Origin of the sequence: Vibrio qingdaonensis (genome assembly GCF_026191675.1) — a bacterium.
Taxonomy (GTDB): Bacteria; Pseudomonadota; Gammaproteobacteria; order Enterobacterales; family Vibrionaceae; genus Vibrio; species Vibrio qingdaonensis.
Genome location: NZ_JAKRRY010000017.1, coordinates 95,156 through 108,814, shown reverse-complemented (window position 1 = coordinate 108,814; position 13,659 = coordinate 95,156). Strand labels below are relative to the sequence as shown.

Below are 13,659 nucleotides of genomic sequence, written 5' to 3'. Positions count from 1 at the left end.
AACCGGCTTTGGCCAGTAGTTACCGAAAGCGTTCTTAACACGACGTAGGTTGTTACGCAGTGTGTCTTCGCTTAGTACGAATAGCGGGCTACCGTATTGCTCGATAAGATCAGAGGCTTTGCAACCGCCGATGAATAAGTCGTCGCCTTGAGTGCTTAGCTCGTCAGTAGGAGTAAGAATATTTTCGAGGCGTTCAGCATAGTTTTGGTTCGCTTTATGCTCGTCCAACAGTTGTTGCTGAGTCTCTAAAATAGTGCTCAGTTGCTTTACAGATTCTTCTAAAAGCGCATGATTTTTCATATTCGTTCCTCACGAGATCGTTTCAATTGGTAGGCATGCTGTTTGTAAGCATTGCTTGATGACCACTAGTTTATCTGGCGGCTAAAAACTCAACACGTCACTCAGGGTCAATTAATCTTACGCTTGGTGTTAACGCTATGAATAATCGCTGTTTTATTGTTCTGGACACCAAAATGATTGAGTAGCGGCACCCTAGGTGACAGCAAAGCGCTAGGGTTATTTACGTAACTTACATCGCCCTTCAAATAGACGCTACCGGGCAGGTCAGTGAGGTAAGGTGCTGATCTTTAGATACACATTGAATTTGCGAAGGGGGGAGTCAAGTAACATGCTTGATAAAGTTCGGGTTCTTGGTCAAATAAGCTGACGCCCAGTGACAGTGTTCTGGTGAATAATCAGGTTAGATTATAGCCGTTTGAGAAGACGCTGTGAGTCCGACGACGCTTTCCCCTGTAGGCCGAGTCCGACTAAATAAAATCTCAGCGAATAAGTTGAAGAGAGATAAAACTATTTCTGGCTCTTCGAAGTACCCAATTTTACGAGGTCATCATCATGTCTTTTGATATCAATAACGCTAAAGGTGTATTCGCGACAGTGGACGCTGCGATTGAAGCAACCCACAAAGCTCAACAAGAGTTTTATGTGAACTCTACTAAAGAAGATCGCGAAGCCATTATTGTTGCTATTCGTGGCGCAGTGTTAGCGCGTGCAGAAGACTTCGCGAAGATGGTACGTGAAGAGACGAAATTAGGCCGCGTTGAAGACAAAATCGCTAAGCATCACCTAACGGCGATGAAAACGCCTGGTACTGAAATTTTAGATACAGAAGTATGGTCGGGCGACAACGGCATCTCTTTGGGTGAGCGCGCACCATACGGTGTGATTGGCGCAGTAACGCCAGTGACTAACCCAACAGAAACCATTGTGAATAACGCTATCTCTATGTTAGCGGGTGGTAACGCAGTGACGTTTAACGTTCACCCTTCTTCTAAAGTGGTGTCTGCGGTCATGATTGACATGCTAAACACGGCGATCGTTGAAGCGGGCGGCCCAGAAAACCTTATCACTATGGTGAAAGAGCCAACGCTAGAAACACTAAACGAAATCGCTAAATCACCGCTTATCAACATGTTGGTTGGCACGGGTGGTCCGGGTCTTGTTAAGGCGATTCTACAGTCTGGTAAGAAAGGTATTGGCGCTGGCGCAGGTAACCCACCTGTCATCGTCGACGCTTCTGCTAACCTAGACCTTGCTGCTGCTGGCGTATACGGTGGCGCATCGTTTGATAACAACTTATTGTGTATCGGTGAGAAAGAAGTCTTTGTTGAAGAGTCTGTGGCGGATGCATTCTTAGACAAGCTAGAAGAAGTTGGCGCTTACGTTCTATCAGCAGAAGAAGCAGAGAAGCTAACCGAGCAAATTCTAACGCTTGATGAATTTGAAGGCGCTAAACCTTGTACTGCACATGAAATTGCACGCGTGTGGCACCCGGTGAAGCAGCATGTTGGTCAAGACGCTGGCGACATCCTGAAGTCTATTGGTGTTGAATCGGATACTCGTCTTGCGGTTATGCTTGTTGAGAATGATCACCCACTTGTACACGTTGAGCAAATGATGCCAGTACTGCCAGTGGTTATCTGTAAAGATATCGATGAAGCGGTTGAGCGCGCTGTCGCTGCAGAGCGTGGTAACAAGCATTCTTCTTGCATCTACTCAGGTAACATTGACAACGTGACTAAGTTTGGTCGCGCGGTTAACACCACTATCTTTGCGCACAATGGCCCAACACTCTCTGGTGTGGGTTACAACGCAGAAGGCACGTCAACGTTCACGATAGCAGGCCCAACAGGTGAAGGCATCACCAATGCGCTGTCTTACACGCGTGCTCGTCGTTTTGCTATCGCTCAAGGCGGTCTACGTATCGTTTAATGGTTCGATTTACCGTTTTAAAAAAGACGCCTTTTGGCGTCTTTTTTTGTGCCTAAAAGTGGTCTGTTTGGAAGAGCAATCTGCGCAGAGGCTGTCATATCAGAGTCTGATTATGCCGTATCCAACAGTGATGACATGCTGACCTTAGATAGCAATGCATAAGGCAATAAGGTGAATATCATGCAAAATAAACTTAACGAAACAACGGCAACCGATATTTGGGTTGGCTCTGAGTGGGGCGTGCTCAAGGAAGTGATCATTGGTCGGGTTGATCAGCTCGCATACCCGACAATTAGTAAAGCGTTGGCTGCCCGTATGGGGATATTCAATAAGCCAGATCGCGATAAGATTCTGGCTAACGCAGGAAAGCCGTACGCCGAAGCCGATCCCGTGCGCTTTAAGAAAATTCTAAAAGAAGTCGAAGACTGGGTTAATCTGCTTGAAGGTCGCGGTATTAAGGTGCATCGACCAAGGCTACTAACAGCAGAAGAATTACAATATAAAGAGCCCGGTGTTGGGGCGCTGTTTGTCAAAGACCCTCTCTCTGTTGTCGGCAAGGTGGTGATAGAAGGGGCTAATCGTTTTCCTATGCGCCATAAAGATGTGTTTACTTATCGTCATATTCTTAACGAGCGTATTAGCGGCACTGACGCCAAATGGGTAACCATACCAACCCCTCAAACGGACACCCATTGCGTAGAAGGTGGCAAAGGCCCATTTTTGACAGGTGGTGATGTGTTTGTCATGGGGAACAACAACGTGTTGCTTGGTTATAATGGTGTCGATTCGAATATGCTAGGGCTGCAATGGGCGGCTGATCTATTGAGTTCAGAAGGGTGGACGGTACATTTTGTTGAATACAGCCCGGAAGTGATGCACTTAGATTGCTGTCTCTCTTTACCTAGAGAAGGGTTAGCGTTGGTGTGTCGTGATGCTTTTCCAAATGGTCTACCGGAACTGATTAAAGATTGGGATATCGTGGACTGCACGTTAGAAGAAGCACGCATAGATGCCTGTAATGGTTTGCCGCTTGGCGAAGGTGTTTACGCGATGTCACCAGAGTTTGCCCATATTGGTAAGCAGTTAGAAGCCAAAGGTATTGAAGTCCTTTACTCGGATATGACGGAAACCAACCACGCGACTGGTGGTGGTATGCGTTGCAGCCACGCTGCGTTGGTGAGAGAGGACTAGCCAACGGAATCTCATGGTTAATGGTGTCGCTACTGGTCATAGTGAGCTGATATATCATGAGCCATATTTTGATAAAAATATGATAAGTACATAGAGTTAGACAGGGTATAGAAAAAAAGGTTAGCCTATTGATAGGCTAACCTTTTTTGTTTTTAGCTCGCTTGATAACAGTGAAGACATAGCCATGATATTTATCTTCGCGCTTACATATCATGGGGCGATAGTCTGGTTAGGCTTCGTTTCGCTTGCGGCTCACCAAATGGTTAGAGGCCGCCGCCGCAAGCAAAGCGCCACCAATAACGAGTGTTTGGTAATAGGCAGGTACCAGCGTTAGCATACCGACAGTCAGCGTCATGATGATCAGCGCGCCTACAAACGAACGTAATACCTTTCCTTCGCCGCCACTAAAAGCGGTGCCACCAATGAGAACCACCAAAATGGCCGTCAGCTCCATGCCATCGCCAGACAGTGGATCACCTAAAGACATGAAACTAGAACGTGCAATCCCAGCAAGTGCGGCCGTTGCCCCTACTATGGCGTATAAGCTAAACACCACAAGCCCGGTTTTAATGCCAGAAAGCTTAGCCGCGGTTGGGTTACCACCTGTTGCCGCCGCGTACTTGCCAAGTAATGAGCGGTTTTGCAGGATGATTAATAACGCGGTGACGCCCACGGCAACCCAAAATGCCATCGGCAGACCAAGTAATACAGCATCACGACCATAGTCGTTGAACCATGCTGGCATTTTTAAGTCGCCTATTGATTTGATGGCGGACACCCCATCTTGTACTAACAGTAACGCTATGCCTTTGTACAAACTGAGCGTAATCAGTGTGGCAATCACCGGTGTGATATTAAACTTCACCACCAATAAGCCATTAAATGCCCCCAGTAATACGCCACAAAAAACAGTAATGGAAAATGCCGCCCAAAAAGGCACGCCATTAATGGCCAGTAGCGCGTAGATAACCGCAGTGAGGCCCATGGTGCTGCCAACCGATAAATCGATATAACCCGAGACCATAAGTAACGTAAATGCGCCAGCCAAGACTAAAATGGGCGCAGACACACGCAGAATATTGATGACATTTTTCTTATAGAGAAAGTTGCCACGTTCAAACAACGCATATTGTTCTAGGTTGATGCTACTTAAGAAAATAACGATCGCCGCCAGTACAAAATAGATATAGTAATTGGCAATAAATTTAACCAGTTGTCCACTAAACGTGGGCGCCATACTCAGTGATTTAGTTGAATCAGACATAACCCTCACCTTCCTTATTTATTTCTGAGGGACAGCGCCCATGTTTGCGCGGTGATCGCTAGAAATACCGCGACCGCTTTAAGAATGAATTGCCAATCTGGCGAGAGTGTTAACCCGGTCGCTGCCGAGGTCACCACGGCTAAAATAATAGCGCCGAAGAACATGCCAATAACCGAGCCGAATCCACCTGCTATCGCTATTCCGCCAAGTAGTGCAATCACTAATGCATCAAATTCCATTAAAAGCCCTCGATTAGAAAAGCCAGATTTGAATTCTGAAGACAATAAAACGCCTACAATGCCTGCGATCAACGCGCTAAACAGATACAAGTAAGTGATGTGTTTAGCGTTATCGATGCCAGACAGCTTTGCCGCTTCTGGGTTGGCGCCAATCCAGTAGGTGATGCGACCAAAGACGGTCTTGCGCTCAATAAAGATTGCGACGAAGAAGAGTATTAACATGAATAACACAGGGAACTGCATAGAGGTATCGAACACTTTTAGATTGCCCAGCACACCAAATTCTTCAGGAAGGTTAGTATTACGTTGCGAGCCTTGGGTGATGACTTGTGCGATACCGCGTGCGACCATCATTGTGCCTAAGGTGACAATGATTGACGGGATGCGGAACTTCACCACAAACAGCGCATTGAGTCCGCCGATGGCGAGTGCCCCTAGCAGTGCCCCGACAATGGCCATCCAATAGGGTAAGCCAAGCCCGGTTGATAGCGCAGAGCCGCCACCAATGGCTTGTGCAAACCAAACCGATAGTACCCCTGAAAGTGCCACAATACCGCCAACGGAGAGGTCAAAGTTGCCCGAAACAAGCAAGAAAGAAACGCCAACCCCAAGCGATATGACCGCCCAGTTATTGGTGATTAAATTCAACATGTTTTGAACTTGGAAGAAGTTAGGTACAAAAGCAGAGGCCACTAAAAAGAGTCCGATAGCGACAAAGGCAACCAGTAAGGTAATGTACATTTGGTCGCTTGTCCGTCGATATTCGACGGGAGAGGGATTACGCTTAACCGACGTGTTCATTATACTGCCTCCTCAAGGCCACCCGTGGCGGCATTCAAAATATAGTTTGTGTCTACATTGGGTCCGTTTTGAATCTCTGAAACCAGCGCGCCATCGTAGAGCAAGAAAATCCGGTCACACACGCCAAGGATCTCTTCAAGCTCTGTGGAAAATACTGCGACCGAATTGCCTTCGTCGGCTAAGTTTTTGACTAAATCATAAATTTCTTTCTTGGCACCAACGTCAACACCGCGTGTAGGCTCGTCGAGCAGTAGTAACTTGGCTTGAGAAAAAAGACATTTGGCGATCACGACTTTTTGTTGGTTGCCGCCGGACAGTTTTTCAGTATGTTTTTCGATAGAGCTGGTCGCGATAGACAGCTTCTCAACATAGTCCATGGCGGCGTTGAGCTCATCGTTTTCTCTAAATACGCCAAAATCGGACATTCGCGGTAAGTTCATCACCGGAATATTTTCGCGAATGGTTAAGTTGGTGAATAGACCTTGCGTTCGGCGTTCTTCGGGTACTAACGCAATACCTGCAGCAATGGCTTCTTTTGGTGAGTTGCCGACGTCTTTTCCGTTGAGACGAATGGTGCCAGATACTTTATCGGCACCAAAAATTGCGCGGGCAATTTCTGTTTTGCCAGCGCCAACTAGCCCATAAAATCCGACGATTTCCCCTTTTTTAATATCAAACGACACATTTTTCAGTCGATGATTATTGAGGCGTTGCGCCGCTAAAAATACGTCATTGGTAATGGCGTCACGAGGAGAGTAATCATGCATGATGCTACGACCGATCATCATATCAATCAGCTCGGCTCGTCCTTTGACTTCAGGCATCGGCTTTGTCGCGATGTGTTTGCCATCGCGCATCACCGTTACTTGATCACCCAAGGCGAGAATCTCATCGAGTTTGTGAGAAATGTAAATCACTGTCACGCTTTGCTCTTGCAGGCGTCGAATAACAGTAAATAGCCTTTCGACTTCTCTTTCAGAAAGAGCAGCGGTGGGCTCATCCATAATAATAACGTTGGCACCCGATGACGCGGCGCGTGCGATTTCGATGATCTGTTTTTGCGCCACACCCAAGGTTGATACGCGCGCGTAGGGATCAATGGAAGGTTCGATAGTGGCAAGTGTATCGATGACTCGGTGCTCAAGATCGGATTTAATGAGGAAACCAAATCGACTTTGTTCCATGCCTAACGTTAGATTCTCAAGCACCGTTAGTTCGTCTACCACATGCAGCTCTTGAAATAGGGTCGCAATGCCAGATTCACGTGCAGATTGAGTACCCGTTGGCTTGTAATCTCGGCCATTGACTTTCATCGTACCCTGAGTGGGTTGTATGGCACCTGTTATCATTTTGACTAACGTTGATTTACCGGCACCATTTTCGCCAATTAAACAATGAACGGTACTTCGCTCAATGGAAAAGCTAACGTCATTCACCGCCCTCACACCGGGGTAGTCTTTAATAAGCCCTTCAATAGACAGAGCGGGTGTTGAATTGTGACTATTCAAGATGATCTCTCCTTCAGTTGCTTCCCGTTCTTACTGCTTGCTTAAAGACAAGGCAGATGAAGTCGGTCTTTCCTTAACACTGAGATTTTGAATATATGAAAAGAACCAAGGCCGACCGTTCTACGACCGACCTTGGGTGAAGTTTAGTTGCTAAATTGAGCATCAAGCCATTGTTCTGCATCAGGTTTTGGCATTGACCAATATGAGATGGTATACGCCTTGTAGAAGAACTCTTGCGCTTCAGCTTGAGTGGGTTTAACTTTCTTATTGATGACGTCCATCACCAAGTCGATACGACCGCGAGCGGTTTCAATGGGTGGTAGCCCCATAGACACTTTTAGGCTCGATTCTGGGTCGTAGATTTGACCAAACTCAACCGAGTCAAAATCCACACTCGCCACAATCTCAGTAACCGGCTTACCATCTTTAAACTTACCGCGACCGAGTTGTGATAAGCCAGCCATTGTGCCTACTGTTAAGTTAGACGCTTCGGAGTAAATGAGGTTAACTTCTGGTTGTTGAGTTAGAAGGTCAACTACGATTTGTTTGGCCGCTTCTTGACCGCCACTGGCATCTAGAGCCCCTAAGTTTTTCGCGGTAGGATCCACCGATAACACACCTTCGGCAAATGGATTTGTTCGACCTGAGCTGACTTCTGTGTGGTTAGGCCAACCGAGTTGAACCATGACAATAGGCTTATCCGGGTTAGCTTGTTTCCACGCTTTTGCCATTTGCGCGCCCATATCAAACGACACCGTTGCTTCATCACTACGTGCCGTTGGAATGCCTGTCGCGGTAATTGGGCTAAAGAAAGAGGTCATTGCGATGTTCTCTTCTAGAGCTTCTTCCACGCCTGGCGTTGCGGCTTCGCCATCCCAAATATGTAAAGAGGCGCCATCAAACGCACCCGCTGCGACTTGGTCGACGTTTTGCGTCATCACGGCAGAATCGGCTTTACCATCGAAGATGACCACTTCTGCACCATACTTCTCTTTTGCATAACGTTTGGCTTCCGTCGCTTGAGATTGGTGAAAAACATTCGACAAGTCGGAAACGAAAAATGCGATTCGTTCATTCGCTTGTGTTGTGGCAGCTAGGCTTGAAGCGACAATAATACTCGTAGTAATAAGTCCCTTATTAAATATCTTTTTCAAAGTCACTGACTTCATAATTTTCTCCATTTTTTATTGGGTATTCACTCGTCGTCTTAGGAGCAACTGCTGCTTTGCTTTGGAAAAACACCTTTGGCTTTAGCAAGCTATGTTTTGTCTTTTATCAGCAGTAAGCAGCACAACACGTTGTTCTTGATGATGTGAATTATCTTTCAGACTGTTGAAATATATTTCACGTGTTAAAAGGTAGTGAACAAAATGTAACCGGTCAATCCCATATCGATACAATACGTATCATTTTGGTTATTATTTGTGATCTGTCGCACTTAAATCATCAAAACGATACGTTTGGTATCATTTTAACTTGTAAAAGTTGTTTTCTATGATTACTTTTTACTCAGATGAAATAAATTTCACATTCTGTTAACTAAGATTCTCTAGATATTAAGGTTCTCCAGATACTAAGAATCTCTAGATAAAGAGCCGTCAAAGTTAGGGTGTGAGGTGTTACTCAAGATGAGATGAAGTTATTAAAGACGCGATAGAGTTAATGATGAAGTCAATAAAGATAGGGATATGACGATGAACGAACGTGACGACATATTAAGACAAACTGCAAAGGTTCTGACACTGCGTTATATGGAAAATCGCAGTCAATCAGATATTGCAAAGCAGCTTGGGTTGTCCACGGCAAAAGTGAATCGAGTCATAAAACAGGCCCATGATGACGGCTTGGTTGAAATTACCTTAAAACTTCCTCAGGAACGAACGCACACCCTTGAGCAGCGTTTAATTGAACATTTCCGTATTAAGACGGCGGTGATTCAACCGAGTCTTAGCCAAGATGATGAAGTCGTGACACGCCAAGTGGCGCAGGCGGCGGGGGAATTACTGATCGAAACCATTAAACCAGATAGCGTTATTTGCATTAGTGCAGGCAAAACCATGGCGCAGATTGTCGATCAAATAAAACCGATGAGTTTCCCAAAAGTTCGCGTTGTACCGGCAACGGGGGGAATTCAGGGTCATCACTTCACCGATGTGAATTATCTTGCGAGCAAACTTGCAGAAAAGCTGGGAGGAACCAGTACTCAGTTACACGCTCCACTGTTTGTTGATACCGACGAGCAGCGAACCATCTTAATGGAGATGCGTAGCGTAAAGGAAGTACTCGATTTAGCACGTAGCGCTGATATTGCTTTAGTCGGCATAGGGTCGGTGGCCAGTGAAAGTGACAGTTATTATGATTTACGATCGCTCAGTGGCCATGAAACAGAGCTAATGATCAGTGCGCAATGTAAAGGTGAAGTGTTAGCGCATCTTTATGATGTGCACGGAGATAAATGCGCAGAGCATATTAATCAAAAATTGATTGGTCTTAATTTACAAGAGCTTAGCAATATTGAGCACAGTTTTGGTGTGGCGGCTACGCGATCTAAAGTGTCGGCTGTGTTGGCGGCCTTAAGAGGCGGGCTGATTAATGGACTGGTCTCAGATGAAGACACGGTCGCCAGTGTTTTAGAACAAGCAGAATAGGGAATGAACATGCAAACAAGAGAAATTGGTCAGTCAGGAATTGAAGCCTCCGTCATCGGTTTAGGAACGTGGGCAATGGGCGGTTGGATGTGGGGAGGGACGGATGAAAAAGCCTCTATCGATGCCATTCACGCTTCATTAGATAATGGGGTTTCCCTGATTGATACGGCGCCGGCTTATGGGTTAGGGGTGTCTGAAGAATTGGTGGGTAAAGCCATTAAAGGGCGACGAGACCAAGTGGTCCTAGCGACAAAGTGTGGGCTGGTATGGCACACCAATAAGGGGAATCATTTCTTTGATGAAAATGGCAAGCCTGTCCATCGCTACCTCGGCGCGGATGCCATTCAACATGAAGTTGAACAGAGCCTAAAACGTCTTCAAACCGACTATCTCGATTTGTACATTACGCATTGGCAGGATCCAACGACGCCAGTTGAAGAAACCATGGAGGCATTACTCGCGCTAAAAAAAGCCGGCAAAATCCGCGCGATTGGCATCAGTAACGCCAATCAAATCGATCTAGAGCAATATCAACACAGTGGTGTGGTGGATGCGGTTCAGGAAAAATACAACTTGATTGAGCGTCAGTTGGAAAAAACGCTATTGCCGAGCACTATTCAGAGCAACGTCTCTTGCCTGAGTTATTCTTCTCTCGCCATGGGCTTACTGAGCGGAAAGGTCACACCAGAGCGTCTATTTACCGGTGATGACCAACGTATTACTGACCCTATGTTTACCGTCGAAAATCGTCGTTGGGTACAAAAATTTTGTCAGTCTATCGAGCCGATCGCCCGCCAAAAAAATGTCAGTGTCGCACAGCTCGTGATTGCAGCAACATTGCAGCAACCTGGCATTACTTATGCGTTGTGTGGCGCGCGTAACGCTGCACAAGCGATTGAAAATGCGGCAGCAGGCAGCGTGGTGTTATCCCAAGAGGAAATAAAATTCATTGATGCCAAATCTCATGAGTTTTTTGGTGAGTTGGAATTGGCGTAGTAAGGCTATGTTATAGCGCTGGTGTTATAGCGTAGGTTCTATGTAGCGCAGGTTCTATATGGTGCTGATGTTAAAACGCGGGCTTTATTGAGTGGATGTCACAGAGCAAGGTTCAAGGTATAGGGACAAGGAAGCATGGACGCAAAAACCGTTGGCAGGGAGCAACAATGAAGAGTAGCGCAGAAGCCTTTAGGCAATTAACCGATAACGATGAGTTTGAAGTCGTCGTGATTGGCGGTGGAATTAATGGTATCAGTGTATTTCGTGAGCTTGCGCTGCAGGGCGTAAAAGTTTTATTGGTAGAAAAGGATGACTTTTGCTCCAAGGCCAGTGCGGCACCGTCGCGGATGATTCACGGGGGATTACGCTATTTAGAAAATGGTGAGTTTGGTTTGGTCAAAGAAGCGCTATATGAACGAAATCGACTGCTCGACAATGCGCCACACTTTGTTGCCCCTTTGCAAACCACCATTCCTATCTATTCGACATGGTCAGGGTTGTTTGATGGGTTGTTCAAGTTTCTTGGTTTAAAAGACAAGCCGTCTCAGCGTGGCTCCGTGGTGATTAAATTAGGGCTGAGTTTGTATGACTGGTTCACCAAACGTGACCAATTGATGCCCAATCACAAAATGCACTCTGCGAGATCAACGGATCAGCGCTGGCCAATGATGGCTGCTAGGGCGAAAAGCAGTGCTACGTACTTTGATGCATGGATTCGTTCACCTGAACGGTTAGCCATAGAGCTGATTCAGGAGGGGGTAGAGGCTGGTGGAATCGCGTTGAACTACTGCAAGGTTGCACAGTTTGAAAACGGTGAGTTATCCGTTGAAAGCGAGAAGTTGGCGGAGTCCGTTACCATCACTACAGGGCACATCGTTAATGCCACTGGGGCTTGGGTAGATTTCACCAACGGGTTATTGGCGGCACCAAGCCAATATATGCAAGGGACGAAAGGTTCTCATATTATTGTTGATAACCCTGAACTGCTGGCAGAGCTCGATGACAATATGCTGTTTTATGAAAACAGCGAAGGTCGTGTTTGCATTTTATTCCCGTATTTTGACAAGGTCTTAGTGGGGTCGACAGATATCCCCGTCAGTGACCCAGAGTCAGTGCGCTGTACGGATGAAGAAATAGATTACATCTTAGATTCCCTAAGAGGGGTTCTACCTAAGCTAACGATTAGCAAAGAGCAAATCGTCTATCAGTTTTGTGGCGTAAGACCGTTGCCGTCAGTTAACACATCCACGACAGGGCAAATTCCCCGTAGCCACTCGGTTAAAAAAGATAAGGTGGACGGCGTCCACATTCTTTCGCTGATTGGCGGGAAGTGGACAACGTTTCGAGCTTTCGGTGAAGAAGTCGCAGACGACTTACTCACATCGTTAGCAAAGCAAAGACAATGCAGCACCAAGCAAAAAGCCATTGGTGGTGGTATTGGTTACCCTGTCACCAAGGCGGCTCAGCAAGACTACATTGATGAGTTGGTCGCAAAACACCCTCAGTATTCTCGTCAACAAATTAAGACTTGGTTTCAGCGTTATGGCACTCACAGTGCGACATTACTGGCTTGGCTTGAAGGCTTCAATGATGCCGCTTTTATTTCGTTGCCATCGTATACAAAAGGCGAGATGAGTTACATCTTGGCACATGAGTCTGTCTCGACCTCGTTAGATGTATTGCTACGTCGCACCTCTATTGCTATCGAAGGCCAGCTATCCCAACACAGCTTTGATGAAGTATCAGACTTTGTTGCTGACTATTTTTCTTGGCAGCAAAGTGAGCGCGATTTAGATCGAACTCGAAGTAAACAAGTGCTATTGCAGTTCCATGGTGTGACGTTAGATGTTGTCGCGCGCCCCCAGAAAACACAATTGCCACCTACCGTTACGGAAAATGAACAATTACTAGATGGAGAAGAGTATGTATTTAACCAGTAAAGTCAGGATGAATCGCCTGTTTAAACAAGGACGTTGCCTAGACGTTGCTATTGATCACGGTGTCTGCAATGAGCCATCGTTTTTAGATGGACTTGAAGATATGTCATCTGTGGTTAACCAGCTCGTTGAGGCAAGACCTGATGCGATTCAGATGAATGCTGGCCAAGCCGATCTGTTGCAAAACGTAGACGGTAAAGACAAGCCTGCGTTAGTGATGCGCATTGATTTAGGTAATCCATACAATGCCGAGCGCCATCGCCATATGTGGGCGCTGTTACAAAATTCAGAGCAGCCTTTGATTCAGGCGCTTCAAATGGATGCCGCGTGCGTGGTCGTGAATCTCTTTATGCTGCCTGATGAGCCAGACTTATTTAAACAATGTGTGGCGAACATTAGCCGAGTTAAAGCGGAATGTGAGAAGTATGGGATGCCGCTTATGGTTGAGCCTTTGGTGATGCAACCCAATAGGCAAGGTCAGGCTTATATGGTGGATGGCGATTGCGAAAAAATTGTAACGCTCGTGCGTATGGCTCGCGAGTTAGGTGCCGATATTATCAAAGCGGATCCTACTGCGCAGGCGGATGATTTCCATAAAGTGGTGGAAGCGGCGCGTTGTCCGGTACTCGTTCGCGGGGGAGGTCGTGAAGATATAGAGTCTGTGTTTAGTAAAGCACGAGCACTGCTCGACCAAGGCGCTCTGGGTATGGTGTATGGACGTAATATTTATCAACACCCGAACCCAAGCCGCGTGGTTGATGCGTTGATGGCAATGATTCACAACGACGCATCCACGACAGATGCAATGAATATCTATATTGGTGATAAATAGTCAGTTTAGGAGGG

General features: G+C 46.4%; 10 protein-coding genes and 1 pseudogene. 6 read left to right on the top strand and 5 right to left on the bottom strand.

What is annotated here, in order from left to right; all coding sequences use genetic code 11:
- A pseudogene (locus tag MD535_RS13800) lies at positions 1-300 on the bottom strand (diaminopimelate decarboxylase family protein); the annotation flags it as partial.
- A gap of 552 nt (positions 301-852) precedes the next feature.
- Here MD535_RS13800 and MD535_RS13795 point away from each other — a divergent pair.
- Both MD535_RS13795 and MD535_RS13790 read left to right on the top strand, forming a co-directional pair.
- On the top strand, positions 853-2,229 hold the full coding sequence (locus MD535_RS13795) for an aldehyde dehydrogenase EutE (protein WP_265675602.1): 1,377 nt from the start codon (positions 853-855) through the stop codon (positions 2,227-2,229).
- Between the two features lie 180 nt (positions 2,230-2,409).
- Positions 2,410-3,420 (top strand): hypothetical protein, encoded by a 1,011-nt coding sequence (locus MD535_RS13790; RefSeq protein ID WP_265675601.1) that lies wholly within the window; start codon positions 2,410-2,412, stop codon positions 3,418-3,420.
- 229 nt (positions 3,421-3,649) lie between these two features.
- On the opposite strand, the gene MD535_RS13785 is transcribed toward MD535_RS13790, so the two are convergent.
- The 4 genes from MD535_RS13785 to MD535_RS13770 form a co-directional block, all read right to left on the bottom strand.
- Positions 3,650-4,684 carry an ABC transporter permease gene (locus tag MD535_RS13785; protein ID WP_265675600.1) on the bottom strand — a complete coding sequence of 345 codons (1,035 nt, stop codon included), beginning with the start codon at positions 4,682-4,684 and terminating at the stop codon, positions 3,650-3,652.
- Positions 4,685-4,698: 14 nt separating this feature from the next.
- Complete coding sequence (locus tag MD535_RS13780) at positions 4,699-5,724, bottom strand: ABC transporter permease (RefSeq protein ID WP_265675599.1); 1,026 nt, start codon at positions 5,722-5,724, stop codon at positions 4,699-4,701.
- Positions 5,724-7,232: a sugar ABC transporter ATP-binding protein gene (locus MD535_RS13775; protein ID WP_265675598.1), complete on the bottom strand. Its 1,509-nt coding sequence runs from the start codon at positions 7,230-7,232 to the stop codon at positions 5,724-5,726. Before MD535_RS13775 ends, MD535_RS13780 begins: the two co-directional genes overlap by 1 nt.
- Positions 7,233-7,375: 143 nt before the next feature.
- Positions 7,376-8,401 carry a sugar ABC transporter substrate-binding protein gene (locus tag MD535_RS13770; protein ID WP_265675597.1) on the bottom strand — a complete coding sequence of 342 codons (1,026 nt, stop codon included), beginning with the start codon at positions 8,399-8,401 and terminating at the stop codon, positions 7,376-7,378.
- A gap of 525 nt (positions 8,402-8,926) precedes the next feature.
- On the opposite strand from MD535_RS13770, the gene MD535_RS13765 reads away from it, so the two are divergent.
- The 4 genes from MD535_RS13765 (at position 8,927) to MD535_RS13750 (ending at position 13,645) form a co-directional block, all read left to right on the top strand.
- Positions 8,927-9,880 carry a sugar-binding transcriptional regulator gene (locus tag MD535_RS13765; protein ID WP_265675596.1) on the top strand — a complete coding sequence of 318 codons (954 nt, stop codon included), beginning with the start codon at positions 8,927-8,929 and terminating at the stop codon, positions 9,878-9,880.
- Between the two features lie 9 nt (positions 9,881-9,889).
- Positions 9,890-10,876, top strand: coding sequence for an aldo/keto reductase (locus MD535_RS13760; protein WP_265675595.1), 987 nt, complete (start codon positions 9,890-9,892; stop codon positions 10,874-10,876).
- 167 nt (positions 10,877-11,043) lie between these two features.
- Positions 11,044-12,816 (top strand): glycerol-3-phosphate dehydrogenase/oxidase, encoded by a 1,773-nt coding sequence (locus MD535_RS13755; protein WP_265675594.1) that lies wholly within the window; start codon positions 11,044-11,046, stop codon positions 12,814-12,816.
- Positions 12,800-13,645: a class I fructose-bisphosphate aldolase gene (locus MD535_RS13750; protein ID WP_265675593.1), complete on the top strand. Its 846-nt coding sequence runs from the start codon at positions 12,800-12,802 to the stop codon at positions 13,643-13,645. Before MD535_RS13755 ends, MD535_RS13750 begins: the two co-directional genes overlap by 17 nt.
- Positions 13,646-13,659: the final 14 nt, after the last annotated feature.